Origin of the sequence: Kribbella sp. NPDC058245 (assembly GCF_042882005.1) — a bacterium.
Classification (GTDB): domain Bacteria; phylum Actinomycetota; class Actinomycetes; order Propionibacteriales; family Kribbellaceae; genus Kribbella.
The window spans coordinates 68,793-93,494 of sequence record NZ_JBHVWY010000023.1 but is presented as its reverse complement, the minus strand read 5'-3'; the positions used below and the strand labels follow the sequence as shown (position 1 = coordinate 93,494).

Below are 24,702 nucleotides of genomic sequence, written 5' to 3'. Positions count from 1 at the left end.
TGGGGCGGGGACTTTGGGTGGATGTCCGGTACGGCGGTCGCCGGTTGACTGGTCGTATGACGACGACGGGTGGGCCGACTGAGGTGGCGGAGCGGGCGCTGGGGCCGGATCTGGCGCGGGGGGTGATGCTGGCCTTCATCGCGCTCGCGAACTCGCACTACTTCGTGGCGGGGACGCAGGGGTTCGCGGGGTTTCCGACGGGGGCGTCGGGGGTGGATCGCGCGGTGGGCATGGTGATCTCGACGTTCGTGGACGGGCGGGCGTTTCCGATGTTCGGGTTGTTGTTCGGGTACGGCGTGGCGCAGATCGTGCGGCGGCAGCGCGAGGCCGGTCGGGAGTGGTGGCCGATCCGAAAACTGTTGTGGCGGCGGAGTTTGGTGCTGGTGGTGCTGGGGTTCGTGCACTGCATGTTGCTGTACGTCGGCGACATCCTCGCGGCGTACGGCGTCCTGCTCTTCCTGGGCGTGTGGGCGATCCGATGGAAGACGGGCTGGCTGTTCGGGGTGGCTGCCTTCGTGCTGGTGCTGACGGCCTTGCCGACGGACACCTCGCTGATGGACGGGACCGATCCGTCGATGCTGCCGCACAACCTGCTCGACCAGTTCGCCGACCGGATCGTCGTCCAGCCGTTCATCGCGCTCCTCGGCCCGATCGGCTTCATGACACCGTTCCTGATCGGCCTGTGGGCGGGCCGCCGACGCGTCCTCGAGCGGCCGGCGGAACACCTCATCCTGCTCCGTACGACGGTCGCCGTCGGACTCCCGATCGCGATCATCGGCGCGCTGCCGGTCTCATTGGTTGTCGGCGGCATCATCGCCGTACCGAGTGATCACGTCCTCAACCTCATTGGCCCGATCCACGATGCGACCGGTGCCTTCGGTGGTTTCGGCTACGCCGCGCTGATCGTCCTGATCGCCCACCGAATCACCGCCGGCCGAATCACCACCGGCCGCGTCACCCAGGCGATCGCTGCAGTCGGCCAGCGGTCGCTGACCTGCTACCTCAGCCAGTCCGTCGTCTGGGCGATCGTCTTCACGCCCTACCTACTAGACCTCTCGGGCACTCTGACGACCGCCACAACGGCGCTACTGGCCATCGCCACCTGGCTCGCAACCGTACTGATGGCCGACCGGATGCGCAAAGCCAACTACCGCGGACCGTTCGAGAAGCTGATCCGCTGGTTCACCTACAGGACCGCGGCAACCCGGTCCCGCAATTCCGGGAGCCTTGCATAGAAGACGTCCCCCGGGCACTGGGTCGCGTTGTAGTCCCGGTGCCCGACGATCGCCACGTGCGGATCGAGACCGTACTTCGTGCACAGCCACGCACAGGTCAGCACGGAGGTGTCGAACAACGCGACCGTCACGTTCTCGCTCACGTAGATCCCTTCGTGCTCGATCCCGATCGTGTGGCTGTTGTGATTGGCGGTCTGGGCGCCGAGCACGTTCTGCCCGTTGTTGATCGACGACAGGGACTTGCTCCGGCCCTCCATCAGGAACCCGCCGCGGCTGATCGTCAACTGCTGCCCGCTGTCGATCCAGCCGTTGGTGTCCATGTGCAGGTCCTGGATCCAGTGCGAGACCTTGTACGCCGCCGCGAGCGAGTAGTCGGTGACATTGGGCGAGGCGGTGTGATGGATGACGATGTGGTCGGGCTTGGCGATCACCGAGGTCGCGGACTTCGGCGGCCGGGCCGACCATTCGGAGCGGGTGTAGCAGCGCGGGGCCGGGGCGCCGTACGCCGCGGTCGTGGGGAGCGTGAGCCCGCCGAGCAGGACCCCGGAGGCGGCAGCGCCGCGCAGCAGGGTCCGCCGGGTGGGTTGGAAACTTTCGGGGGCGGTCATGTCTGAGAAAATCCCCTACTGAGGGGTCCGTCAAACCGTTCTGGTCTAATACGTCGGGTGACGGAAGGTGAGCTCAAACTCGGGCGGGTCGGCAAGACGGTCCGGGTGGCGATCGCGGTGGTCGGCATCGTGTTGCTGGTCAACGGCTCGGCGCGGGCGTCCGACGACGCGTGGCCGTTCGGCCCGATGTCGCAGTACGCCGGAAGTGTCGCCGACGACGCCTCCGTCACCTTCACGCGGATCAGTGCCCAGACCGATGCCGGTACGACGGTCGACGTACCGCTGAACATCGAGGGCGCAGGCGTGGCCCGGGCCGAGATCGAGGCCCGCACCGGCGAGATCGAGAAGGACCCGTCGCTGCTGCAGCAGGTCGCGGACGGCTGGAAGAAGAAGCACCCCGACCAGCCGCAGTACGTGAAGCTCGAACTGATCCGCGACACCACCCAACTGGTGAAGGGCCGGGTCGAAGGCCCGCCGACGCCCGAGGTGCTCGCGACCTGGCAGGTCCGCCGATGAGCGCCACCGAGGTTCAGCCGCTGACCAGCAGGATCGCCAACTGGTTCACCCCGAAGATCGCCCTGGCCCGGGTCGCCTGGCTGCGGACGGTCCTCTACCTCTTCGTCATCCTCGACATGCACGCGTTCGTCCGCGACACGCGTCTCAAAGGCGAGCACCCCGGTCTCTACCAACCGCTCCTGCTCGCCCGCATCTTCGACCTCCCCAAGCCGTCGGTCGCGAACACCACCGCCCTGTACGTCGTTCTGATCGTGGCTTGCCTGGTCGGCGCGACGAACTGGTTCCCGCGGGTCGCCGGCTGGATCGTCGCCCCGGCGTTCACCTGGTGGGTGCTGATCGGGATGAGCGACGGCAAGGTCGACCACGATCACCTCGCCCTCGTGATCGCCCTCTGGGTCCTTCCGACCGTGAAGTCCACGGTTCGCGGGCGAGCGTCGTACGGGGATCAAACCCGTTCCGAGGCGGCAGGATGGGCTGTCCGCTGCGTGCAGATCTGCGTGATCGCGACGTACTTCCTGTCCTGGGTGGCGAAGGTGCGCAGCCCGGGGTGGAAGTTCACCTGGCCGGGCAGCGCCGTGATGACCTGGGCGATCGTCCGGCGCCCGCACCCGGTCGGGGAGTGGCTGCTGCACCACCCCTGGATGCTGCACGTAATGCAGTGGGTCGGGTTCATCGGGGAGTTCTGCTCGCCGGTGATCCTCTGGCTCAAGGGCCGGTGGCAACTGCTCGGGGCGCTGTTCTTCCTCGGTTTCCACGTGGCGAACACGGCGATCCTGCTGATCCACTTCCTGCCGACCGTGGTCTGCTGGCTCGCCTTCGCCCCGCTGGAGCGGATCGTGCCGTGGTGGCGGCGTCGCTCAGGCCGCGATGCCCGCGAGGCCGAAGACCAGCCCGAAGGCAGCCGGCAGGCCGAGCAGCAGGCCGGCGCGTAGCCGGAACCGGCGACCACCGGGCCCGGGGGTCCGGACCACTCGGGACAGCACCGCACCGGCGTACCCGAAGACGAACGCGACCAGCAGGATCTGCTTCGTCGGCAGGTTGTCGGCGTCGTGATGCGTCAACCCGAGCGTGATCAGCCCGGGGAAGCAGAAGGCGCACATCCCGAAACCGATCTCCGGCAGCGGCAGCCAGCGCCGCCCGAGCACGTCCCGCTCGGCCGGCCGGCGATGCCGGACCGACTGCACGAACCGGGCCGTCGACAGCAGCAGATCGCTCAAGCACAGGATCGCTGCGATCACCAACGCGACCCGGAATGTCATCTGCACGAAGACACGGTAGGGCCTGGCACGCATCGAAGAGCTGTCAGCACGTAACGTTCGCTTAACAGAGGCGGGGCACACTGTGTGAGGCCGCACAACCTGACGAGCGAGGTGGACCGTAATGGACAAGCAGCAGGAGTTCGTACTGCGCGCACTCGAGGAGCGCGACGTACGCTTCGTGCGGCTCTGGTTCACCGATGTGCTCGGGTTCCTGAAGTCGGTGGCAGTGGCGCCGGCCGAGCTGGAGGGCGCGTTCTCCGAGGGGATCGGGTTCGACGGCTCCGCGATCGAGGGGTTCGCCCGGGTGACCGAGGCGGACATGCTGGCCAAGCCGGACCCGTCGACGTTCCAGATCCTGCCGTGGCGCGGCGAGACCATGGGCACGGCGCGGATGTTCTGCGACATCAACATGCCGGACGGCTCCGCGTCGTTCGCCGACCCGCGGAACGTGCTGAAGCGCTCGCTGTCGAAGGCGGCCGACCTCGGCTTCACCTTCTACACGCACCCCGAGATCGAGTTCTACCTGTTCAAGTCCCTGGTCGGCTCACCCGGTACGACGCCGGAGCCGGTCGACTCGTCGGGGTACTTCGACCACACCCCGCAGGGGATCGGCAACGACTTCCGCCGCGAGGCGATCACGATGCTGGAGTCGATGGGCATCTCGGTCGAGTTCAGCCACCACGAGGGCGGTCCTGGCCAGCAGGAGATCGACCTGCGGTACGCCGATGCGCTGTCGACCGCGGACAACATCATGACGTTCCGCGTCGTGGTGAAGGAGGTCGCGCTGTCGCAGGGCATCTACGCGTCCTTCATGCCGAAGCCGCTGAGCGACCAGCCCGGGTCCGGGATGCACACCCACATGTCTCTGTTCGAGGGGGACCGGAACGCGTTCTTCGAGGGCGGCGCGCAGTACCAGCTCTCCAAGACCGGCCGCGCGTTCATCGCCGGCCTGCTGCACCACGCGGCCGAGATCACCGCGGTGACGAACCAGTGGGTGAACTCCTACAAGCGGCTCGCCGTCGGTGACGAAGCACCGTCGTTCGTCTCCTGGGGCCACAACAACCGCTCCGCGCTGGTCCGCGTGCCGATGTACAAGCCGCACAAGGGTCAGTCGTCGCGGGTCGAGTTCCGCTCGCTTGACTCGGCCGCGAACCCGTACCTCGCCTTCGCGCTGATGCTCGCGGCCGGGCTGAAGGGCATCGAGGAGGGGTACGAGCTGCCGCGCGAGGTCGAGGAAGACGTCTGGTCGCTGACGCCGCGCGAGCGCAAGGCACTCGGCATCAAGCCGCTGCCGGGCAGCCTCGCTGAGGCCATCAGCGCGATGGAGGACAGCGAGCTGGTCGCCGAGACCCTCGGCGAGCACGTCTTCGACTTCTTCCTGCGGAACAAGCGCGCCGAGTGGCAGGACTACCGCCGCCAGGTCACGCCGTTCGAGCTCAACAAGCTACTGCCGGTTCTTTAACCGCCGCTCGCCGCCTTCGAGTTGCGTAACGTCCGAAAGATCGGAGACGGGCCTTCCGGTTCTTCGGACGTTAGGGGCTGATCGGCTGGGATCCGGTACCGGGTCGCCCGCCGCCGCACTCGTAGGTGCAGTTCTTGCAGAGCGTCGGCGTCGCGTGCACGGTCCAGCTCTCGAGCACGAGAACCACAGCGGCTACCAGCAGAATGGCAACAATGCGTTTCCAGTGGCCCATGCGTCTGAAAATAACACTGAGTAGCTGTCCTGCGACAGAGTGTGGTTAAAGGGAGTTGGCTGCCTTGAGCAGTTCGTCCGGGGCGGGCTCGGCCGTGAGAGGTTCGGTCGAGTCGTCGGACGCGTGCGTCGAGGTGAACCGCGCCGTCGCCGTCGAGTGCCGGTACGGCGTCTCGATCGGAGCCGCGATCACTGGCACCGGCTCGGCCGGCTCGATCACCGGTGGTGGCGGGAACACCGGCGTACCGTCGTCCGCCACCGCGTGCACCTCTTCCACCGTAAGGAACGCGACCGGCCGGACCCCTTCGGTGATCACCACCAGACAGCCGGGGATCACCTGCTGAGCCCGATTCCCTGGTCCAGGAACGAGAATTCCCTCGATCGGCGTCCGCCAGGCGCCCGGCGCGAAGCGGCGCAGGCAGACCCCCGCCTGCCCGTCCTCCGCGGTCCGCGGCGGCAGGAACGCCGTACCGGTGTAGTCGTAGTCGTAGTCCGGCTCGGGGGGCCCGGACACTCGCCCACCCTGCTGGGGCGTCAACCAGACCACCGTGCCCCGAACGGCGAGCGACCCCGTCATCATGACCATGAAGACTCATCATGCCGACTACAGCCTGAATACGCCAGGCAACTCCGAGTGTTGATTGCAATCCCCTTCAGACCTCGCCGCAACCTGCTCGCGACTCTGCCGAGATTCTGTCAGTCGACGTGGCCGATGGATGGGTAGCGGCACGCTGTGGACTGGGTAACGTGGCGGTCGTGGCTGAGGCGCGCGGGTCCGGAGAAGGACGACTGGTTCGGCTGGGGTTCGGGGATCCGCAGCGCGCGGCCCAGTTGCTGCAGCAGCTCGACGCACTCCACCCGCACGGCCCGATCGCTACCGAGCCGCTGATCACGACGCTGTCCGAGTCGGCCGATCCCGATCTGGCGCTGCTCAGCCTGCTCGGCATGGTCGAGGCGCTCGATCGGCACCAGTACGACGTGGGCGCGTTCGCCCGCACACTCGAGATGGACGACGACTTCCGCCGCCGGCTGATCTTCGTGCTCGGCGCGAGCGAGGCCTTCGGTCGGCACCTCAGCGTCCATCCGCGGCACTGGTACGACCTGGCCGACCCGAAGCTGACCGGCTCCCGCCCGTCGATCGAGGATGTCGCGGCGAAGCTCGCCTCCGCGGTAGATGCGGAGAATCCGGTCGATGCGCTGCGTGTCGAGTACCGCCGGTTGCTGCTCCGGCTCGCGGCCCGCGATCTGGCTGAGGGACTGCTCGTCGACGAGACTGCCGCCGTACTGGCTGATCTTGCTGGGGGAGCGTTGGAGACCGCGCTGCGGATTGCGCGCAACAACTACTTCGCTGCGCACCCGGATGCTGCTGATTGCCGGCTCGCGATCATTGCCATGGGCAAGTGTGGTGGCCGCGAGCTCAACTATGTCAGCGATGTCGACGTCCTGTTCGTCGCCGAGCCGCTCGAGGGTGAACCCGAGTTGCCGGCGCTCAAGACCGCCTCGCAACTGGCCGCGGCCGCGATGCGGATCTGCTCCGATCACACCGGCGAGGGCACGCTCTGGCCGGTCGATGCGGCACTGCGTCCGGAAGGCAAATCGGGGCCGCTCGTCCGTACTCTCGAGAGCCACCTGGCCTATTACCAGCGGTGGGCGAAGACGTGGGAGTTCCAGGCGCTGCTCAAGGCGCGGCCGGTCGCCGGAGATGTTGCCCTCGGCAACGAGTACGTCGAACGGATCGGCAAGCTGGTCTGGTCCGCGGCCGATCGTGAGGGTTTCGTCAGTGATGTGCAGGCGATGCGGCGCCGGGTGATCGACCACATTCCGGCCGCCGATGTCGATCGGCAGCTCAAGCTCGGGCCCGGGGGACTGCGTGATGTCGAGTTCGCCGTACAGCTGCTGCAGCTTGTGCACGGTCGGAGTGATGAGGCGGTTCGCAGCGGTACGACGCTGATCGCGCTGGAGTCACTCACGACGAGCGGGTATGTCGGTCGCACGGATGGCGCCGTACTGGCTGATGCTTATCGCTTCCTGCGCTCGATGGAGCACCGCATCCAGCTCTACCGGTTGCGCCGTACCCATCAGGTCCCTGAGGACGAGGCTGATCTGCGGCGGCTCGGGCGCTCACTCGGCTTCACCAAGAATCCGGTCGCTGATCTGACTGCTGCCTGGAAGAAGCATGCGCTCGAGGTGCGGCGGTTGCACGAGAAGCTCTTCTACCGGCCGCTGCTCGCGGCGGTTGCGCGCATCCCTGGCGGCGAGGTCCGGCTGACGCCCGAGGCGGCGCGGCAGCGGCTGACTGCGCTCGGGTACGCCGATCCGGCGTCGGCGCTGCGGCATATCGAGGCGTTGTCCGAGGGGGTGTCGCGTCGGTCGTCGATCCAGAAGGCGCTGCTGCCCGCGATGCTCGGCTGGTTCGCGGAGTCGCCGGATCCGGATGCCGGCCTGCTCGCGTTCCGGACCATCTCGGACAGCCTCGGCTCGACCCCGTGGTACCTACGCCAGTTGCGTGATGAGGGCGCGTCGGCTGAGCGGCTCGCGCACCTGCTCGCCAGCGGCCGGTACGCCGTTGATCTGTTGCAGCGTGCTCCGGAAGCGACCGCGATGTTGGCCGATGAGCGCGAGCTCGTCCCGCGTACGCCGGATGGGTTGCGGACCGAGATGTCGGCGGCCGCGGGTCGTCAGGATCAGCCGGAGGCTGGGGTGGCCGCGATCCGGGCGGTCCGGCGGCGCGAGCTGTTCCGGGTTGCCGCCGCGGATCTGTCCGGTCTGCTTGATGTCGAGGCGGTCGGCAATGCGTTGACCGGGATCTCGATCGGCACATTGACGACTGCGCTTGAGGTCGCCCGGAAGGCCGTCGCCAAGGGACAGCCGGAGCCGACGCGGATGGCGATCGTGGCGATGGGGCGCTTCGGCGGACACGAGCTCGGGTACGGCAGCGACGCCGACGTGATGTTCGTCCACGACCCGCTGCCCGGCGCCTCCGAGAAGGCGGCGACCGACTTCGCCACCCAGGCCGCCACTGAACTTCGCCGCCTGCTTGCGCTCCCGGGTGCCGACCCCGCGGTCGCAATCGATGCGGACCTGCGGCCCGAGGGTCGCCAGGGACCACTTGTTCGCACGCTGGCGTCGTACGCGTCCTACTACGCCCGCTGGTCGGCAGTCTGGGAAGCCCAGGCGCTGCTGCGCGCTGACCCACTCTGCGGCGACGACGAGCTCTGTACGGCGTTCCGTGCGCTGATCGACCCGCTGCGCTACCCGGCCGACGGCATCAACGAGCGCGACGTGATGGAGATCCGCCGCATCAAAGCCCGAGTCGACGCCGAACGCCTGCCGCGCGGGGCGAATCGCAGTACCCACACCAAACTCGGCCGCGGCGGCCTCGCCGACATCGAGTGGACAGTCCAGCTCCTCCAGCTCCGCGAAGCCCACCGCATCCCCGGCCTGCGCACCACCCGCACCCTCGCAGCCCTCCGCGCCGGCGTCGAAGCCAACCTCGTCGACCCCACCCAGGCCGAGACCCTGGAGATCGCCTGGGAATTCGCCTCCCGCATCCGCAACGCGATCATGCTCGTCCGCGCCCGCCCCGGCGACTCCCTCCCCACCGACCCCCGCGACCTGGCCGCCGTAGCCCAGATCTGCGGCTACCCACCAGGCGAGTCCAGCCGCTTCTCCGACGACTACCTCCGCATCACCCGCCGAGCCCACAACACCGTCGCCCACCTCTTCTGGGACGACTAACCCCCACCCCCGCCCGCACCTACCCCTCCACCCCCGCGCGCAGCCCCCCACCCGAGTGACCAACCCCCACATGCGCGGGCACCCCCACTCGAGTGGCCAACCCCCCACCTGAGCGGGCAACCCCCCACCTGCGTGGGCAACCCCCTGCCTGAGCGGGCAACCCCCTGCCTGAGCGGGCAACCCTCCAGCTCAGGGGATGCCCATCGAGTTGGAGGGTTGCCCCCCGAAATTCTGAGTGGGCAACCCCCCAAGTGAATGGGCAACCCACTCTTTGGCCGCGCAACCCCTCAACTCAGGGGATGCCCATCGAGCTGGAGGGTTGCCCCCCGAAAATCGCGATGGGCAACCCTCCAGGTGGAGGGATATCCCCTCAGCTCGAGGGTTGCCCCAGGCCCCAGGCCGAAAACGGGTTGGGGAGAGGTGGGTGGCGGGACTTTGTGCACGGGTCGACCAGGCTGCGGGCGTTCAGGTGGTTGAGGGGTGCTCAAGGTGGGCGGGAGTTTGGGTGCTCGTCGACCGCGTTGGGACGTGGGGTGGTGTTGACGGGCAACCTTTTGGTTGCCTATTATCTCCGTGTGGAGTTGGTGTTCAGGGCGTTGGCGGACGGGGGGCGCCGGGCGTTGCTGGACGGGTTGCGGGAGCGGAACGGGCAGACGCTACTGGAGTTGTGTGAGTTGCTTCCTGAGTTGAGTCGGCAGGGTGTGACGAAGCATCTGCGGATTCTCGAGGACGCGAATCTGGTGGTGACCGTGAAGCAGGGCCGGAACAAGCTCCACTACCTGAACCCGGTGCCGATCAACGAGATCGCCGAGCGCTGGCTGAGCAACTACGAGCGCGACAAGCTGACCGCGCTCAGTGCGCTCAAGGCCGCGCTGGAGAACCGTGCCGTTGAAGACCGTGCCGTTGAAGACCGTGCCGTTGAAGACCGTGCCGTTGAAGACCGTGTTGATGAAGACAAGGAGAAGTGATGAGCAAGGCTGCGATGATTCACGTCACCTACATCGAGACCACGCCGCAGAAGCTGTGGGCGGCGCTCACCGAGGGTGAGTTCACCAAGCTGTACTGGTTCGGCCGGCGGATCGAGTCCGAGTGGTCGGTCGGGGCTCGCGTTGCGTTCTACGACAGCGCGGACGACAGCCTGACCGACTCCGGCGAGGTGCTCGTGTACGACGAGCCGAAGACACTCGCCTATACCTTCAAGAACGAGTTTCTCGAAGCGCACGCGGATCGCCCGGTCGGCCGGGTCACGTTCACGATCGAACCGGCCGGTCCGACCGTGGTGAAACTGCAGGTCGTACACGACGAGATCGCCGCCGACGAGGTCGAGGGCTGGCGGAACGGCTGGGGCCCGATCCTGGCCAACCTCAAGACGTACCTGGAGACCGGCCGCACCCTGGCCATCCAGCTCTCGTAAAGAGCTAGCCAGCTCTCCTAACGCCAGCCAGGTCTCGTAGAGCTGGCCAATTCTCGGAAAACCGGCCAGTTCTCTTAGAATCACGCTGGTGGAGACGACAGCTCGGAAACAGCGGCGGGGTGTGCTGAGCACCACGCAGCGTGGGGTGCGGATGACGGCCGGGCAGCGACGTGCCTGGGATGCGCACTGGTCCGAGCTGGGGTCGAAGCTGGAGGATCTGGCCGCTGGGCCGACCGATCTGGTGGCGTGGTTCGGTCGCGAGGCGCCCACCGTGCTGGAGATCGGCTCGGGGATGGGCGAGGGGACCGCGCAGCTCGCGGTCGCGGCGCCGGAGGTGAACCACATCGCGGCCGAGGTGTACACGGCCGGTCTCGGCCAGCTGATGATGCTGGCCGAGAAGTACGACCTGGAGAACCTGCGGCTGTTGCAGGGTGACGCGATCGCGTTCCTGACCGATCACGTCGAGCCCGCGGGGTTGGACGGCGTCCGGATCTATTTCCCGGACCCGTGGCCGAAGAAGAAGCACCACAAGCGGCGGCTGGTCGCGCCGGGGTTCATCGCGCTTGTCGCCTCGCGGTTGCGCCCCGGCGGGACGTTGCACCTGGCAACGGACTGGGCGCATTACGCCGACCAGATGCTGGCGGTCTGCGATGCCGAACCGACGCTGCGGAACCAGTACGACGGCTGGGCCCCGCGACCCGAATGGCGACCGGTCACCAAGTTCGAGTCGCGGGCACAGGCGGAAGGGCGCGAGGTGCGTGACCTGATCTACGTCAAGCGGTCCGACTCGTGAAGCTCCAGATCCCGGCACCCACCGTGTAGATCGTGAACCCGTCCTCGTACGCCGGCTCGCCCGCAGAAGACTGCGGTACGGCGGAAACGTCGGCGGCGGATTCCGACGGCACGTGCACCGACGCCGTCATCCCGACCGGCACGTGCACCTCCAGCGCGAACACCCGGCTCTTCCGTCGCCACATCACCGCCACCTGCCCACGGATCGTGGAAGTCCGGACACTCGCCGACCCCGTCTCGCCGCGCGCGTCCGGCCGCACCACGATCCGCTCCCAGCCCGATCCCACGTTGCGCAGACCCGCGACGTTCTCGAGGATCCACTGCACGACCGTGCCCTGGAAGTAGTGGTTGCGGGACCGCGAGTTCGCCTCCCACATCTCCCACATCGTGTCCGCGCCGAGGTCGAACCAGTAGCCCCAGCTGGGATAACTCCGCTGCAGCGCCACCTTGGTTGCCGCGTCGCCATATCCGTACGACGTCAGTACCGGCAGCAGCAGGCCGACCCCAAGACATCCGGTGTTGAGGTGGAACCCGCGCGCCTCGACATCCGCCGCGAGATTGGCCGCGACGCGCTCGGTGAACTCCTCGGGAACGATGCCAAAGGCAAGCGGTACGACGTTCGACGTCTGCCGGTAGTCCGGATCGTCGGCGCTTCGGTAGACCCCCGCCTCCCGATCCAGGAAGGTACGGTTCAGCCCATCGGCCAACTCGGCCGCTGCCTTCCGGTACTCGTGGGACTCGCCGATGAGGTCCCCGATCTCCGCGGCCACGAGCAGTGCGCGATACAGGTACGCCGTACCGGTCAGCCGGCGGTCCTCCGGGGCCGGGCCGTCGCCGTACCCGGGTGGGAGCCAGTCGCCGAGCACGCTGACGGACAGTCCGTCTGAAACCCGGTCGAGTTCCCAAGCCAGGTAGCGGGTCAGCGAGTCCCAGTGATCGCGCAGTAGCCGCTCGTCGCCGTACGCGCGATGCAGCTCGTGCAGCAGGATCGGGTAGACGGTCGGCCATTCGGTCGCGGGGGAGAGCTCGGTGAAGCCCCAGCCGCTGCTCGGGATGATCACCGGCAGCTGCCCGGATTCGGCCTGGCTGTCACGGATGTCGCCCAGCCACTTGGTGAAGAACCGCGCCAGATCCAGCGTGGCCAGCATCGTCGGTGCCCCCACCTGGGCGTCGCCGGTCCAGCCGTTCTTCTCGTAGAACGGTGTGTCGGTGGGGATCCCGTGCAGATTGCTCAGCACGGTACGACGCATGGCCTGCTCGAGTTGTTCGTACGCCGGTTCGGTCGACTCGAAGCTGGTCACCGACCGTACGTCGGAGTGGACGACCCTGAGCTGTACATCAGGCTTCGACGGACTCTCGATCTGGACGTAGCGGAAACCCTTGTAGGAGAAGCGTGGTTCCCACTCCTCGAAACCGTTGCCGGCCGCAACGTATTCGTCGCGCTGGATCCGGTCACCCTCGACATGTCCGTTCACCGCGACCACGTTGCCGTCGGCAACCGTCTCGCCGTACGTCAGGCTGATGGTGGTCCCGGTCGGCGCGGTGACGCCGAGCCGCACCCAGCCGGCCGTCGTTCGGCCGAAGTCCGCGATCCAGACGCCGGGTCGGACCTCGTCCAGCGCGATCGCGTTCACCGCGTCGATCACCCGGATCGGCTCATGCTCCTGCGCCCGCAGCCGACCGGCCGGCGCCTCAACCACCGTCGCCGCAGACCACAACGAGTCGTCGAAGTCGGCGGTGTCCCAGCCCGGGAGCGCGCGGCGAGCGTCGTACGTCTCTCCCGTGTAGAGCGAATCGGAGACGGTCGGACCGCCCGTGATGCGCCACGACGGGTCTGTCACCACCTCGGCGACCCGGCCGTCGTCGTACTCGATGACGAGCCGCGCGATCAGCCGGGGCTCAGCGGTCCACGGCGCGGTGTGCCAACGCCAGACGTTCGGAGTGTTCATCCCGAAGAACCCGCGACCGAGCGCAGCGCCCACCGCGTTCTCGCCCGGCTCCAGCAACCCCGTCACATCGTGGGTCACATAGAGAACAGTGCGGCCGTAGTCGGTGAAGCCGGGATCCAGTACGGCGTCGGTCACCGCCTGACCGTTGACCCGCAGATCGGCGTACCCGAGGCCGCTCGCATAGAGCCGCGCACTCCGGACAGTCCCGTCGACGGTGAAGGCACGCCGGAGCAGGGGCGCGCTGTCAACGTCCCCGCCGATCCACTGCGCGTCGCCGAAGCCCTCACCGAGCAGCCCGGTCTCGAACCATTCGTCCGCGGCCCACTCGCTCTCGCGATCCTCGCCGTCCCACACCCGGACGCTCCACTGATACCGCGTCCGCGGCGCGAGTGCGGGACCGTCGTACTCGATCCCGAAGCACCGGGAGGAGGCCACCTTGCCGGAGTCCCACGACCCGACCCGGAGCTGGTACGCCGTCTGGACCGCGCCGTACCCGGGAGCACTGGCGATCCAGCTGAACCGGGGTCGGTCGATATCGGTTCCGAGGGGGCGAACGGCGTACTCGACCTTCAACGATCGGACCAGCATCGGCGGCGGCTCCTCAGCAAACGTCTACGGGGCGATACCCATCGTGACAGGAGCGCGGCGGGACGGAACGGCACTGCCCTTTCCTGGCCAATCCGTCTCACTTCGTGATTTGTCGTCTCAGATCGCGAAATACGAGGCTGTTGATGGACTTTGTCCGCTTTCATGGACTCATGCAGGTCACCGCCAACCGGCCCGCCGACGCGCTTACGCGCCGTCGGCACGTCGACCTGCTCCGAGTCGCCTCCGCAACCTGTTGACCTTCAGCGTCGCACTCAGCCCGTTGTGAACTCTCGCTGATCCACGCTCGCCCGTGGCCCTCGCGGTCACCCGCATCCACTGAAGGTCTCCTGTGCGTATTTCTCGTGTGCTCGTCGTCGCCCTGTCCCTGGCAGTCGCGGCCGCCGGCTGCAGCCGGGCCGAGGGGAACGACTCCCCGGCCCCTGCGGCCGGCAAGGGTCCGGCCACCGAGCTCCGGCTCGGCTACTTCCCGAACGTCACCCATGCCGCCGCGCTGATCGGCCTCGATCAGGGCCTGTTCACCAAGGACCTCGGCAGCACGAAGCTGGTGCCGACCAAGTTCAACGCGGGCCCGGAGGCGGTCGGCGCACTGCTCGGCGGCTCGCTGGACGCGACCTTCATCGGCTCCGGCCCGGCCATCAACGCCTACGCCAAGTCCAACGGTGAAGCCGTCCGCCTGATCGCCGGTACGACGTCCGGCGGCGCGCAGCTCGTGGTGAAGCCGACCATCACCAAGCCGGAGGACCTGGTCGGCAAGACCGTGGTGACCCCGCAGCTCGGCAACACCCAGGACGTGGCGCTGAAGAAGTGGCTGGCCGACAAGGGGCTGACCGGCAAGGTGAAGGTCACCAACCTGGAGAACGCGCAGACGCTGGACGCGTTCAAGGAGGGCAAGGTGGATGCCGCCTGGCTGCCCGAGCCCTGGTCGTCGCGGCTCGTCCTCGATGCCGGTGCGAAGGTCCTGCTCGACGAGAAGACCCTGTGGCCGGACGGCAAGTTCCCGACCACCGTGCTGATCGTGCGCACGCAGTTCCTGCAGGAGCACCCGGAGACGGTGAAGGCCCTGCTCAGCGGGCTGGTCGCGTCGATCGACTTCGCGAACAAGGACCAGGCTGCCGCCAAGACCGCGGTGAACAAGCAGTTGAAGGCAGCCACCGGCAAGGACCTGAAGCCGGCCGTGATCGACCGCGCCTTCAGCAACATCGAGATCACCGCCGACCCGCTCGCCGCGACCTTCCCGCAGCTGGCGAAGGACCAGGTCACCGCCGGGATCGCCAAGGAGGCCCCGAAGGTCTCCGGCTTCGCCGACCTCGGCCCGCTGAACGACGTACTGACCAAAGCCGGGAAGCCGACGGTCGACGCCGCCGGCCTGGACACCAAGTAGTTCCGCAAGCTAGACGAGGAGGCAGACCATGACCGCAACAGTCGAGGCAGCCCGCACGGTGAGCGAGAACGTGGTGCGTCCGGTGCGTTTTCACCAAGTAGGGAAGGCTTTTGGGACTGGGCGTAACGCAGTCGTGGCGCTGGACGGGGTGAACCTGGACGTGCGTGCGGGTGAGTTCGTCTGCCTCCTTGGCGCGTCCGGGTGCGGCAAGAGCACGCTGCTGAACCTGGTCGCGGGTCTGGACGAGCCGACCACCGGCCGGATCGAGCTCAGCTCGTCCCGGCCGGCGGTGGTGTTCCAGGAGGCCGCGTTGATGCCGTGGCTGACGGCGGCCGGGAATGTCGAGCTACCGTTGCGATTGGCCGGCGTACCGAAGGCGCAGCGCCGGGCGAAGGCTGCCGAGCTGCTGGAGCTGGTTCGGCTCGCGGGGCTCGGTGACAAGCGTCCGCACGAGCTGTCCGGCGGGATGCGGCAGCGGGTCGCGCTCGCACGGGCGCTCGCGTCGACCACGGACAACACTGGCTCCGGCGCGGGCAAGCCGTCGCTGCTGCTGATGGACGAGCCGTTTTCTGCGCTCGATGCGATCACTCGCGACGTCCTGCAGGGTGAACTGCTCCGGATCTGGCAGGCCACCGGTACGGCGATCCTGTTCGTGACTCACGATGTCCGGGAGGCAGTGCGGCTCGGGCAACGCGTCGTACTGCTGTCGTCGCGGCCCGGCCGGGTTGTGCGGGAGTGGGATGTTCGCGAGCTGGCCGGGGCCGACGAAGCCGGTGCAGTCGACGAGATCAACGCCGAACTGCGCAAGGTGATCAGCAGCCATGCCGCAGCTTGATGTCCGCGAGGGTTCGGTCGAGGCTGGGCTGGATGCGCTCGATACCCCAGTAGTTGCGAGCGAGGGGTCACTGGCCCGCCGGATCGCGGCCCGCGCGCTGCCGCCGATCGGTGCGGTCGTGCTGCTGGTTGTCATCTGGCAGGTGCTGTGGGCAGCCGCGTTCTGGCCCGAGTACAAACTGCCTGCTCCGGCTGCTGTGTGGACGCAGATCTGGCAGCTGGTCACCACTGGCGAGATCGTCGACCTGTTCTGGGTATCGGTGCACCGGGCGGTGATCGGATTCGCGATCTCGCTGCTGATCGCCGTACCGCTCGGGCTTGCGATCGCCAACATCCGCTTCGTACGGCGGGGGATCGGGCCGCTGGTCTCGGGTCTGCAGAGCCTGCCGTCCGTGGCCTGGGTGCCGGCCGCGGTGCTGTGGTTCGGGCTGACCGACGGCGCCATCTACTGGGTCGTGCTGCTCGGTGCGGTGCCGTCGATCGCGAACGGGCTGGTGTCCGGTCTGGACCAGGTGCCGCCGATCCTGCCGCGGGTCGGCAAGGCGCTCGGCGCCGGGCGGCTGGGCGGGATCAGGTACATCCTGCTGCCGGCCGCACTGCCCGGATTCCTCGGCGGACTCAAGCAGGGCTGGGCGTTCTCGTGGCGGTCGCTGATGGCCGCGGAGCTGATCGCGACCTCGCCGGATCTCGGGAAGGGCCTCGGCCAGTTCCTGCACGACGGCATGTCGCTGTCGGACATCTCGATGGTGTTCGCCGGCATCCTGCTGATCTTCGTGGTCGGCGTCGGGATCGAGCTGGCGGTCTTCCGCCCGCTGGAGAACGCCGTACTGAAGGCGCGCGGCCTGACCAGCGCGACCACCTGACGGTTACGGCTTAGCTACTCGGGCCCGCGTCGCGGGCCCGGTTCGGTCATCGGCCGTACTGTGGGGACGTGGTCCGATTCCTGCCGTTCCTGATCAGCCTGGTGCTCAGCGTGTATGCGCTGTTCTCCTGCATCCAGACGCCCGACGACGAGGTTCCCCATCTGCCCAAGCTGGTGTGGATCGTCATCATCGTGTTCGTCCCGTTCGTCGGGCCGATCGTCTGGCTGCTCGCGCAGCGCAGCTCTCGCGTGGGGCGTGAACGTCCGGTCCGGCCGGCGCGCCCGGCGCCGCGCTCACTGGCGCCCGATGACGATCCGGACTTTCTCCAGTCACTGGATCGCTACCGGGACCCGCGCACGACGATGAAGCCGCCGGAGGACACACCGCGTCCCAAGGATCCGGAGACGCCGGTCGATGAGACCCCGACCGGTGACGCGCCGTCAGCCGAGACCGACGACGGTAAATCGTGAGACCGCGCCCCGGGTACGCGAGGTACGGGGGCGCGGTTTCTCAGGCCGACTTGCGGTGCTCCAGGGGGGCGTTGTCACGCTCGGATTCCGTGGTGCCGCCCCAGACGCCGTACGGTTCTCCGACCGCAAGGGCGTGCTGACGGCACTCTGGCTGGACCGGGCAGGTCCCACAGAGCGACTTCGCCACCATCTCGCGGGCGCGTTTACGGACGCCACGCTCCGATTCGGGCGAGAAGAACAGCTCCGGGTTGACGTCGCGGCACGCGGCCTGCGACTGCCAGTCCCACAGATCCATGAGCGGGCGGGGTAGGCGAGGCATCCCTCTCGACATGGCAACCTCCTATGACTCACCGTGAGCGCGGACGGGCGCTCGGTGAAAACTATGCTCAACTCCTGCCGAGTTCAACCCTTGTTGTCTCGAACTTCGGCGTATTCGTTATCGGCGCGTGGCGTTGCAGCCTGTGATCACGCTGTTTCACGCGGAGAGCGTGATCATGGACTTACCGACTGTGACATGGATCACTTAGTGAGCGATGCACCCAAAAGCGCTGCCAGTAAGCCGATCCCGAGGTTGAGCAGCACGGTGAGCAAAGCTCTTGCCCGATGCCCCGAACTCAGCTGCGCGGTCGTCTCGGCCGCGAACGTGCTGTACGTCGTGAAGGCGCCGCAGAACCCGACGCCGATCAGCAGGGTCCAGTTCTGATCGGTCACGCCGGTCATCAGGCCGAGGACGAAACTGCCGACGACGTTGACCGTGAAGGTTCCCCACGGCAACGGGACCTGTTCGCCACTGGTCCGCAACAGCCGTGCCACAAGGACTTTGTCCACAATAAACCGCAGCGGTGCGCCGATCGCGGCACCGAGGGCGACGAGCAAGAGGTTCATCGACGCCGGCCCCAAACGCGACCGAGGTACTCGCCGAGCGTTGCCGCCAGCAACGCTGCAGCGACCGTGCCGAAGTAGTAGGCGAAGGCAATCACCAGATGCGCGTGCATCTGCGCGTGCAACAACTTCTCCGTATCGACCGCGTACGTCGAGAAGGTCGTGAAGCCGCCGAGGATGCCGGTGCCGAGGAACGGGCGGAGCAGCGGATGCGACTGCGGGGTGAGCCGGGCGAACAGGATCCCGATCGCCAGACAGCCCGCCACGTTCGTGACGAAGGTGGCCCACGGAAAAGTACCCGCGGCGTGCGGAATCGCCTCTGCCAGCCCGTAGCGGGCGAGCGAGCCGACGATTCCGCCGAGGGCCACGATGCCCAGGACCTTGGGGAGCCTTGGCTGACCAGCTTCAGTCACACCGCCGGAGCGTAGCGGTAGTACTCATGCGCTCCGTGTGCAGTCCCGGTCTCGCCGGTCAGCGCGCGGATCACTGTCGCATGGGTGATCGCGAGCACCGGCCCGTCCGTGCCGGCCGCGTGCCGGGCGAGCGCCGTCTCCGCTCGCTCCCGCACCTTCGACAACGGCTCCCACGACCTCTGGATGCCATCGGGCCACTCACCGCCGTACGTCTCGAACTCGGCCTTGGCAGCCTGTACGTCGGCATGTCCGCGCCACGACCCGGATTGATCCGGCAGCCAGTCCCGCAGGTCGTGATCGACCCGCACGCCCAGCGCCAGCCGATGCCCGACGATCGCCGCGAACTGCAACGCCCGCGTGAACGGCGAACTGACCAGGTAGTTCGCGCCGATGCCGCTCAGAATGTCCGCCAGATCCTCGGCCTGCCGCACCCCGTCCGGTGTCAGCGGGGCCGAGTCGGCCGCGGCTCCGCGCAGCCCCTGACCGTCGACTCTGGCGTAGTCGGGCTCTCCGTTCCGAATCAGGTAGATCTGCGTGACCGGCATGGGCCTAGCGAAGATGTCTGGCCCCGGCCCACCCCTGAGGAGCGGACGGGGGTCGGATCTGATGAAGCTCGTCGAAGAGTTGATCGATGCCTCCGGGCGGTTGGGGGCTTGTCGTCGGGGGTTGGGTGTCGAGCCAGCGCACCTCGGTGGCGCCCTGGTGGCCGTGCACGGCGAGCACGGCCTCGAGCCCTGGCCAGACCGCGGTCGCCGGGTTCGCACCCCGCCACCGCAAAGCAACTGACCCGTCGCTGAACTCGCAGCCCTCCGCGACCACACCGGTCCCGGAAACCCCACTCGGATCCCGGTACCGCACCAGCTCGAAGACCCGCGGCCTCACTGTCCAGCACCCCTCAGATGTCGACCCGTTGTTGCAGCCCTCAACGAGCCCGAGGTGAGGTTGGTTACTGGTCGCGCTCCGGTCGGCGCATGAACACCCGTGCCTCCGGGTCCAGGCCGAAGGCGGTCTCCGCGGCCTGTACGGCGAGCAACCCGGTCGTCAGCTCGCCCGGCGGGAACTCCACGAACCCGAGCCGCGCGTAGTACGGCGCATTCCACGGCACGCTCCGGAACGTGCTGAGCGTCAACCCGGCGAGGCCCTGCTCAGTCGCCCAAGATCCGACGTGGTCGATCAGCACACGCCCTAGCCCGCGCCCTTGCTGATCCGGATGCACGCTGAGCTGCTCGATGTGTGCGGCGCCGTCCACGATCTCGACCAGGACGAACCCGATCGGCCGGTCCTCGTCATCGACCGCGACCCACAGGCGGCCGTCGTACCGGGCCCGCTCGAACACCTCGAGCGGCGGCGCCGGATGCTCGGCGATGTCCGTCATGCCGATGTCGCGGAAGAGCACGCCCGCGGCAACTTCGAGGGCACGCAGGTCGGGGAGTTCGGCGGCCGTGGCCGTGCGGATCGTCACCGGCTGAGACAACCACGACCGAGGGATGGGCGCCACGGGATTTGGGGCAGTGGTACTCTCGGTCCCGTGAAGCGTTGCTATTGGCGATTTTTTGAGTGGCCGGCTTTGGTGCCGGGCAGCTCAGTTGATCGCTGACGCTCGCCTCCGTACCGCAGCCGGCCCTAAGGCAAGGACAAACCGTCCTTGCCTTTTCTTGTTCCCAGCCGGCTGACTGCGACCTTCCGCGGTGCTCCGGCGGAAAGGTCCCACCATCATGAACACCCTCCCGCGACGATCCGATCAGACGGCAGTCGTCGACCGCCGGATCGAGAAGACCGTCCCGTTGATCACGCCGCTCGCGTTGCACGACGAGCTGCCGCTGAGCGATGCCCTCGCCAAGACGGTTGTCGACGGTCGGCAGGCGGTGGTCGACGTACTGAACGGCGTTGACGACCGGTTGCTGGTCGTTGTCGGTCCGTGTTCGGTGCACGATGCTGATGCGGCGCTTGAGTACGCCGAGCGGCTGCGGCCGGTGGCTGAGCGGCTGTCCGACGGGCTGCTGGTGGTGATGCGGGTGTACTTCGAGAAGCCGCGCTCGACGCTGGGCTGGAAGGGTCTCATCAACGACCCGGGTCTGGATGGTTCGGGTGATGTGAACCGCGGGCTGCGGCTGGCGCGCAAGCTCCTGCTGCAGGTGACCGAGCTGGGGTTGCCGGTCGGGTGTGAGTTCCTCGACCCGATCACGCCGCAGTACATCGCCGACACGGTTGGCTGGGGCGCGATCGGCGCTCGGACGGTCGAGTCCCAGGTGCACCGGCAGCTGTCGTCGGGGTTGTCGATGCCGATCGGGATGAAGAACCGCCCCGACGGTTCGATCGCGACCGCGGTCGACGCGATCAAGGCTGCCGCCGTACCGCATGTCTTCACCGGTATCGACCACGACGGCGCACCCGCGATCCTGCACACCCGCGGCAACCCCGACTGCCACCTCGTCCTGCGCGGCTCCGACTCCGGCCCGAACTACGACGCCGAGTCAGTGGCCGCTGCGACAGACCTTCTCCGTACGGCGGGCCTGCCGGAGCGCGTGGTCGTGGACGCGAGCCACGGCAACAGCCGCAAGGATCACCGTCGCCAGCCGGTCGTTGCGGGGGAGATCGGGGAGCAGATCGCGGCCGGGAACAAGGCGATCGTCGGCGTGATGCTCGAGTCGTTCCTGCAGGAAGGCCGCCAGGATCTCGAACCCACTCGCGAGCTCGCCTACGGCCAGTCGATCACCGACGCCTGCATGGGCTGGGAGACGACCGAGGCTGTGCTGACCGAACTGCGTGACGCTGCCCTGAAGCGGCGCGGCTGAACAGTTCTGAGCAGTCTCGGGAGTTCACCCGGGGGTCTTGCGGTGGTCATGGACCCCTCATAAGGTCCGGACCATGACTGAGATCTCCAGGCGCCTTGTTCTCGGTTCGGCGGCCGGCGGGGCAGCGTTGTCGCTGCTCCCGCCGTCGCTGCACACCGCCATGGCGCAACCAGTGAGGCGTGGCGGACTGCGGGCCATCGAGCACGTCATCGTGCTGATGCAGGAGAACCGCTCGTTCGACCACTACTACGGGACGCTGCGCGGAGTTCGCGGGTACGGCGATCGCCAGCCACTGCGGCTGCGCAACGGCCAGAGCGTCTTCCACCAGCCGAAGACCGCCGGCGGTGAGGTGCTGCCGTTCTCGATCCGGGCAGCCGCCGCCGCGGCCGGCCGCAACCCCGACGACATCCAGTACCTCGGTGCCCTCGCGCACGGCTTCACCGACGCGACCCAGGCCTGGAGCAACGGCTGGAACGACAACTGGGTGCAGGCCAAGACGGCCGCGACGATGACGCACTACGACCGTCGCGACATCCCGCTGCAGTACGAGCTGGCCGAGACCTTCACGATCTGCGACGCCTACCACTGCTCGGTCAACGGCTCCACGAACCCGAACCGCACCTACCTGTGGTCCGGCACTGTCGGCTACGAGCCAGGTACGACGCAGCGCGCGGTGACCAACGCGGCGTACGACTACAACCACAAGGGCTACGACTGGACGGCGTACCCGGAGCGGCTGGAGAAGGCCGGCGTCTCCTGGCAGATCTACCAGGAGTGGGACAACTTCACCGACAACGCGGTCGAGTACTTCCGGACCTTCAAGGACATCGGGACGCGCATCCTCGCGTCGGTGCCGGGCGGCTACCGCACCACCGAGGAGTTCTACGACAAGCTCTTCGAGAAGACCCCCGAGCAGCAGGCCGAGGCGCTGAAGCAGCTCGCGGATGCCGTGGCCAAGCAGCCGAAGGCCGACCAGGACCTGTTCCACAAGGCGATGTACCGCTCGGAGCCGGAGTCGCTGATCCCGCGGGTGAAGGCGGACATCAAGGCCGGCAAGCTGCCGCGGGTGAGCTGGCTGGTCCCGTCCGCGGTCGATTCCGAGCACCCCGGTTCGTCGACGCCGGTGGCCAGCGCGAACCTCGTCTACGAACTGCTCGACGCGATCGCCTCCGATCCGGAGACCTGGTCGAAGACCGCGCTGTTCATCAACTTCGACGAGAACGACGGCTACTTCGACCACGTCCCGCCGCCGGTCGCGCCGCGCCCCGAGTCGGGCAACGGCGACGACTGGTACGCCGGTCAGCCGATCGGACCGGGTCCGCGCGTCCCGATGACCGTGGTCTCACCGTGGACTGTCGGCGGCCACGTGAACTCGCAGGCCTTCGACCACACCTCGGTGATCCGTTTCCTCGAGCGCTGGACCGGCGTCCAGGAGCCGAACATCAGCAGCTGGCGACGGACCGCACTCGGCGACCTCACGTCGGCGTTCGACTTCGACCGCTCCTACCGGCAGCCGAAGGTCGATGCGCCCGGTCCGATTCCGGCGCCGATCGCGCGCTGGAAGCCGACCCCGCCGGTCGACCAGGCGATCCCGCAGCAGGAGACCGGCCGACGGCCCGCTCGCCCGTTGCCTTACCGGCCTGCGGTTTCCGGCTTCGTTGCCGACGGCAAACTGAAGGTGGCCCTCAGCAACGAAGGCGACGCGCCGGTCCACTTCGCGATCTACCCGTACGGCGGTGAGCTGCCCGCGCCGGCCCACGTCGACGTACGGCGGGATCACGCCGAGGCCATCGCGGTCTCCGGTCCGTACGAGATCGCCGTACAGGGGCCGAACCGGTTCTGGGTCGAGCTGGCCGGATCCACCGACGGCGTCGCGGCCGGACTGGACGTGCGAATCTGCCAGCGGGGGAGCGGCCTGGAGTTTGCGCTCGTCAACACCTCACGCAAGCCGCTCACGCTCAAGCTGAAGGCGCGTGGCTACGGCAGCAAGGGGGTCACCGTCACGCTGCGCGGCAAGCAGACTCGCGAGGTCGACTGGCCGACCGATCACGGCTGGTACGACGTCGAGGTCACGGTCGTCGAGGACACGACGTACCGGCGCAGGCTGAGCGGGCATCTGGAGACCGGCCACGCCGGCGTCACCGGCTGACGCAACCGCAGGACTGACGATGCATGATCTCCGCAGGCAACCGGATGGTCTGCGGAGGTGCATCGGGATCGTTCATCCGGCGCAGCAGTAACTGGACAGCCCGGGCACCGATTGCCGCGGACGGTTGGGCCACGGTGGTCAGGCCCGGGCTGAAGAGATCGGCCCAGGTGAAGTCGTCGAAGGCCGTGAGCGCCATGTCCTTGGGGACGTCGACGCCCGCGGCGTTCAGGGCCGCGAGCGCGCCGATCGTCATACTGTTGTTCGCGGCAAACAACGCGGTCGGCCGGTCGTCGAGCTGCAGTAGCTCCCAGGTCGCCTTCCGGCCGCCGTCACTCGTGGACGAGCCGCACCGGATCAGCTCCGGATCGACCGGCAGGCCGGCTCGCTGATGGGCCAAGTGATAGCCGTGCACGCGTTCGGCGCTCGTCGATAGTCCGGGGATCCCGCTGAGCATCGCGATCCGGGTGTGGCCGAGCGAGATCAGGTGGTCGATGATCGCGGTGGTGGCCGCCTCGTTCTCGACGCCGACCTGGTCGACGCGGAGCTCGGGCGTGATCCGGTCCACCAGGACGTAGGGCAGCGCATGGTCGCGGAGCATCGGCAGGGTCAGCTCACGCCAGCCGTCGGCCGGGGCGGTGATCAGGCCCTCGATGCGGTGCGCCAGTAGGTTCGCGACGGCCACCGACTCGTGCCGGGCGTCGTCGCGGGTGTCGACGATGATCAGGTTCAGGCCGGCTCGGGTGGCCTCGCGGTCGATGCCCTGGATGAGCTCGACCCAGTACGGGTTCGTGGCCACCGTGATGGCGAGGCCGATCGTCCGGTTGGTGCCCGCGGAGAGGGAGCGCGCGGTCGGCTGGTGCCGGTAGCCGAGCAGGTCCATCGCGTGCTGGACCCGCTCACGGGTCGCCGGGGCGACCAGGCGGGTGCCGTTGACGACATGCGAGACCGTACTGACCGACACTCCGGCGGCGCGGGCGACCTCGGTCATGGTGACCATCCGTCGTATGGTCGTTGCCCAGAGTGCTTTGCGCAAGTGTTTGCGCAAAGCAGGAAACCAGTGATCGGACCGGTCTACCTTCCGGTGTCAGACCGGCGCCCGGGT

At 67.8% G+C, this 24,702-nt stretch carries 26 protein-coding genes; 15 read left to right on the top strand and 11 right to left on the bottom strand.

Annotated elements, in window-relative coordinates:
* The first annotated feature begins 56 nt into the window (after nt 1-56).
* Nucleotides 57-1,235 (top strand): DUF418 domain-containing protein, encoded by a 1,179-nt coding sequence (locus ACFVWG_RS38230; protein WP_391548395.1) that lies wholly within the window; start codon nt 57-59, stop codon nt 1,233-1,235.
* Here ACFVWG_RS38230 and ACFVWG_RS38225 read toward each other — a convergent pair.
* Nucleotides 1,187-1,843, bottom strand: coding sequence for a peptidoglycan recognition family protein (locus tag ACFVWG_RS38225; protein ID WP_391548394.1), 657 nt, complete (start codon nt 1,841-1,843; stop codon nt 1,187-1,189). The two genes, ACFVWG_RS38230 and ACFVWG_RS38225, sit on opposite strands and share 49 nt — an antisense overlap.
* Nucleotides 1,844-1,900: 57 nt before the next feature.
* On the opposite strand from ACFVWG_RS38225, the gene ACFVWG_RS38220 reads away from it, so the two are divergent.
* Entirely contained in the window at nt 1,901-2,359 is a 459-nt protein-coding gene (locus ACFVWG_RS38220; RefSeq protein ID WP_391548393.1) for a hypothetical protein, read from the top strand.
* Nucleotides 2,356-3,291, top strand: coding sequence for a hypothetical protein (locus ACFVWG_RS38215; RefSeq protein ID WP_391548392.1), 936 nt, complete (start codon nt 2,356-2,358; stop codon nt 3,289-3,291). Before ACFVWG_RS38220 ends, ACFVWG_RS38215 begins: the two co-directional genes overlap by 4 nt.
* Here ACFVWG_RS38215 and ACFVWG_RS38210 read toward each other — a convergent pair.
* On the bottom strand, nt 3,217-3,618 hold the full coding sequence (locus ACFVWG_RS38210; RefSeq protein ID WP_391548431.1) for a hypothetical protein: 402 nt from the start codon (nt 3,616-3,618) through the stop codon (nt 3,217-3,219). The two genes, ACFVWG_RS38215 and ACFVWG_RS38210, sit on opposite strands and share 75 nt — an antisense overlap.
* Nucleotides 3,619-3,739: 121 nt before the next feature.
* On the opposite strand from ACFVWG_RS38210, the gene glnA reads away from it, so the two are divergent.
* Nucleotides 3,740-5,080 (top strand): type I glutamate--ammonia ligase, encoded by a 1,341-nt coding sequence (gene glnA / locus ACFVWG_RS38205; RefSeq protein WP_391548391.1) that lies wholly within the window; start codon nt 3,740-3,742, stop codon nt 5,078-5,080.
* Between the two features lie 70 nt (nt 5,081-5,150).
* Here the strand turns inward: glnA and ACFVWG_RS38200 are convergent, their stop codons facing one another.
* Both ACFVWG_RS38200 and ACFVWG_RS38195 read right to left on the bottom strand, forming a co-directional pair.
* Complete coding sequence (locus ACFVWG_RS38200) at nt 5,151-5,312, bottom strand: hypothetical protein (RefSeq protein WP_391548390.1); 162 nt, start codon at nt 5,310-5,312, stop codon at nt 5,151-5,153.
* Between the two features lie 45 nt (nt 5,313-5,357).
* Entirely contained in the window at nt 5,358-5,825 is a 468-nt protein-coding gene (locus ACFVWG_RS38195; RefSeq protein WP_391548389.1) for a hypothetical protein, read from the bottom strand.
* 242 nt (nt 5,826-6,067) lie between these two features.
* Here ACFVWG_RS38195 and ACFVWG_RS38190 point away from each other — a divergent pair, with 242 nt between their 5' ends.
* The 4 genes from ACFVWG_RS38190 to trmB all read left to right on the top strand — a co-directional run bounded on the left by ACFVWG_RS38190 (nt 6,068) and on the right by trmB (nt 11,256).
* Nucleotides 6,068-9,049 (top strand): bifunctional [glutamine synthetase] adenylyltransferase/[glutamine synthetase]-adenylyl-L-tyrosine phosphorylase, encoded by a 2,982-nt coding sequence (locus tag ACFVWG_RS38190; protein WP_391548388.1) that lies wholly within the window; start codon nt 6,068-6,070, stop codon nt 9,047-9,049.
* Between the two features lie 575 nt (nt 9,050-9,624).
* Nucleotides 9,625-10,017: an ArsR/SmtB family transcription factor gene (locus tag ACFVWG_RS38185; RefSeq protein WP_391548387.1), complete on the top strand. Its 393-nt coding sequence runs from the start codon at nt 9,625-9,627 to the stop codon at nt 10,015-10,017.
* Nucleotides 10,017-10,463 carry an SRPBCC family protein gene (locus ACFVWG_RS38180; RefSeq protein ID WP_391548386.1) on the top strand — a complete coding sequence of 149 codons (447 nt, stop codon included), beginning with the start codon at nt 10,017-10,019 and terminating at the stop codon, nt 10,461-10,463. The genes ACFVWG_RS38185 and ACFVWG_RS38180 overlap by 1 nt, the downstream gene beginning before the upstream one ends.
* 88 nt (nt 10,464-10,551) lie before the next feature.
* Nucleotides 10,552-11,256, top strand: a complete 705-nt coding sequence (trmB, locus tag ACFVWG_RS38175) for a tRNA (guanosine(46)-N7)-methyltransferase TrmB (protein WP_391548385.1) — start codon at nt 10,552-10,554, stop codon at nt 11,254-11,256.
* Here trmB and ACFVWG_RS38170 read toward each other — a convergent pair.
* The gene (locus ACFVWG_RS38170) at nt 11,237-13,792 is read right to left on the bottom strand and encodes a family 78 glycoside hydrolase catalytic domain (RefSeq protein WP_391548384.1); all 2,556 of its coding nucleotides are present in this window, start codon (nt 13,790-13,792) and stop codon (nt 11,237-11,239) included. The genes trmB and ACFVWG_RS38170 overlap by 20 nt on opposite strands.
* 143 nt (nt 13,793-13,935) lie before the next feature.
* On the opposite strand from ACFVWG_RS38170, the gene ACFVWG_RS38165 reads away from it, so the two are divergent.
* The 5 genes from ACFVWG_RS38165 to ACFVWG_RS38145 all read left to right on the top strand — a co-directional run bounded on the left by ACFVWG_RS38165 (nt 13,936) and on the right by ACFVWG_RS38145 (nt 17,361).
* Nucleotides 13,936-14,049, top strand: coding sequence for a putative leader peptide (locus tag ACFVWG_RS38165; protein WP_391548383.1), 114 nt, complete (start codon nt 13,936-13,938; stop codon nt 14,047-14,049).
* Between the two features lie 92 nt (nt 14,050-14,141).
* Entirely contained in the window at nt 14,142-15,194 is a 1,053-nt protein-coding gene (locus tag ACFVWG_RS38160; protein ID WP_391548382.1) for an ABC transporter substrate-binding protein, read from the top strand.
* A gap of 28 nt (nt 15,195-15,222) precedes the next feature.
* Nucleotides 15,223-16,029 carry an ABC transporter ATP-binding protein gene (locus ACFVWG_RS38155; protein WP_391548381.1) on the top strand — a complete coding sequence of 269 codons (807 nt, stop codon included), beginning with the start codon at nt 15,223-15,225 and terminating at the stop codon, nt 16,027-16,029.
* Nucleotides 16,016-16,891 carry an ABC transporter permease gene (locus ACFVWG_RS38150; RefSeq protein ID WP_391548380.1) on the top strand — a complete coding sequence of 292 codons (876 nt, stop codon included), beginning with the start codon at nt 16,016-16,018 and terminating at the stop codon, nt 16,889-16,891. Before ACFVWG_RS38155 ends, ACFVWG_RS38150 begins: the two co-directional genes overlap by 14 nt.
* A 68-nt stretch (nt 16,892-16,959) precedes the next feature.
* The gene (locus ACFVWG_RS38145; protein ID WP_391548379.1) at nt 16,960-17,361 is read left to right on the top strand and encodes a PLD nuclease N-terminal domain-containing protein; all 402 of its coding nucleotides are present in this window, start codon (nt 16,960-16,962) and stop codon (nt 17,359-17,361) included.
* Nucleotides 17,362-17,401: 40 nt separating this feature from the next.
* On the opposite strand, the gene ACFVWG_RS38140 is transcribed toward ACFVWG_RS38145, so the two are convergent.
* The 5 genes from ACFVWG_RS38140 to ACFVWG_RS38120 all read right to left on the bottom strand — a co-directional run bounded on the left by ACFVWG_RS38140 (nt 17,402) and on the right by ACFVWG_RS38120 (nt 20,118).
* A complete protein-coding gene (locus ACFVWG_RS38140; RefSeq protein WP_391548378.1) occupies nt 17,402-17,656 on the bottom strand; it encodes a WhiB family transcriptional regulator in 255 nt (84 codons plus the stop codon).
* Nucleotides 17,657-17,880: 224 nt separating this feature from the next.
* Nucleotides 17,881-18,246, bottom strand: coding sequence for a fluoride efflux transporter CrcB (gene crcB, locus ACFVWG_RS38135; protein WP_391548377.1), 366 nt, complete (start codon nt 18,244-18,246; stop codon nt 17,881-17,883).
* Nucleotides 18,243-18,656, bottom strand: coding sequence for a fluoride efflux transporter FluC (locus ACFVWG_RS38130; protein ID WP_391548376.1), 414 nt, complete (start codon nt 18,654-18,656; stop codon nt 18,243-18,245). Before ACFVWG_RS38130 ends, crcB begins: the two co-directional genes overlap by 4 nt.
* Nucleotides 18,653-19,201, bottom strand: a complete 549-nt coding sequence (locus ACFVWG_RS38125) for a histidine phosphatase family protein (protein WP_391548375.1) — start codon at nt 19,199-19,201, stop codon at nt 18,653-18,655. The genes ACFVWG_RS38130 and ACFVWG_RS38125 overlap by 4 nt, the downstream gene beginning before the upstream one ends.
* Nucleotides 19,202-19,602: 401 nt before the next feature.
* Nucleotides 19,603-20,118 (bottom strand): GNAT family N-acetyltransferase, encoded by a 516-nt coding sequence (locus ACFVWG_RS38120; RefSeq protein WP_391548374.1) that lies wholly within the window; start codon nt 20,116-20,118, stop codon nt 19,603-19,605.
* Between the two features lie 253 nt (nt 20,119-20,371).
* Here ACFVWG_RS38120 and ACFVWG_RS38115 point away from each other — a divergent pair, with 253 nt between their 5' ends.
* Together ACFVWG_RS38115 and ACFVWG_RS38110 are read left to right on the top strand one after the other, a co-directional pair.
* The gene (locus ACFVWG_RS38115; RefSeq protein WP_391548373.1) at nt 20,372-21,451 is read left to right on the top strand and encodes a 3-deoxy-7-phosphoheptulonate synthase; all 1,080 of its coding nucleotides are present in this window, start codon (nt 20,372-20,374) and stop codon (nt 21,449-21,451) included.
* Nucleotides 21,452-21,524: 73 nt separating this feature from the next.
* The gene (locus tag ACFVWG_RS38110) at nt 21,525-23,600 is read left to right on the top strand and encodes a phosphocholine-specific phospholipase C (protein WP_391548372.1); all 2,076 of its coding nucleotides are present in this window, start codon (nt 21,525-21,527) and stop codon (nt 23,598-23,600) included.
* Here ACFVWG_RS38110 and ACFVWG_RS38105 read toward each other — a convergent pair.
* On the bottom strand, nt 23,590-24,597 hold the full coding sequence (locus ACFVWG_RS38105; protein ID WP_391548371.1) for a LacI family DNA-binding transcriptional regulator: 1,008 nt from the start codon (nt 24,595-24,597) through the stop codon (nt 23,590-23,592). The two genes, ACFVWG_RS38110 and ACFVWG_RS38105, sit on opposite strands and share 11 nt — an antisense overlap.
* Between the last annotated feature and the right edge of the window lie 105 nt (nt 24,598-24,702).

Coding starts and splice junctions, on each gene's coding strand:
- ACFVWG_RS38230 (WP_391548395.1), top strand. CDS start 57: ATGACGACGACGGGTGGGCCGACTGAGGTGGCGGAGCGGGCGCTGGGG.
- ACFVWG_RS38225 (WP_391548394.1), bottom strand. CDS start 1,843: ATGACCGCCCCCGAAAGTTTCCAACCCACCCGGCGGACCCTGCTGCGC.
- ACFVWG_RS38215 (WP_391548392.1), top strand. CDS start 2,356: ATGAGCGCCACCGAGGTTCAGCCGCTGACCAGCAGGATCGCCAACTGG.
- ACFVWG_RS38210 (WP_391548431.1), bottom strand. CDS start 3,618: ATGACATTCCGGGTCGCGTTGGTGATCGCAGCGATCCTGTGCTTGAGC.
- glnA (WP_391548391.1), top strand. CDS start 3,740: ATGGACAAGCAGCAGGAGTTCGTACTGCGCGCACTCGAGGAGCGCGAC.
- ACFVWG_RS38200 (WP_391548390.1), bottom strand. CDS start 5,312: ATGGGCCACTGGAAACGCATTGTTGCCATTCTGCTGGTAGCCGCTGTG.
- ACFVWG_RS38180 (WP_391548386.1), top strand. CDS start 10,017: ATGAGCAAGGCTGCGATGATTCACGTCACCTACATCGAGACCACGCCG.
- ACFVWG_RS38170 (WP_391548384.1), bottom strand. CDS start 13,792: ATGCTGGTCCGATCGTTGAAGGTCGAGTACGCCGTTCGCCCCCTCGGA.
- ACFVWG_RS38165 (WP_391548383.1), top strand. CDS start 13,936: ATGGACTTTGTCCGCTTTCATGGACTCATGCAGGTCACCGCCAACCGG.
- ACFVWG_RS38155 (WP_391548381.1), top strand. CDS start 15,223: ATGACCGCAACAGTCGAGGCAGCCCGCACGGTGAGCGAGAACGTGGTG.
- ACFVWG_RS38150 (WP_391548380.1), top strand. CDS start 16,016: ATGCCGCAGCTTGATGTCCGCGAGGGTTCGGTCGAGGCTGGGCTGGAT.
- ACFVWG_RS38140 (WP_391548378.1), bottom strand. CDS start 17,656: ATGGATCTGTGGGACTGGCAGTCGCAGGCCGCGTGCCGCGACGTCAAC.
- crcB (WP_391548377.1), bottom strand. CDS start 18,246: ATGAACCTCTTGCTCGTCGCCCTCGGTGCCGCGATCGGCGCACCGCTG.
- ACFVWG_RS38125 (WP_391548375.1), bottom strand. CDS start 19,201: ATGCCGGTCACGCAGATCTACCTGATTCGGAACGGAGAGCCCGACTAC.
- ACFVWG_RS38115 (WP_391548373.1), top strand. CDS start 20,372: ATGAACACCCTCCCGCGACGATCCGATCAGACGGCAGTCGTCGACCGC.
- ACFVWG_RS38110 (WP_391548372.1), top strand. CDS start 21,525: ATGACTGAGATCTCCAGGCGCCTTGTTCTCGGTTCGGCGGCCGGCGGG.
- ACFVWG_RS38105 (WP_391548371.1), bottom strand. CDS start 24,597: ATGGTCACCATGACCGAGGTCGCCCGCGCCGCCGGAGTGTCGGTCAGT.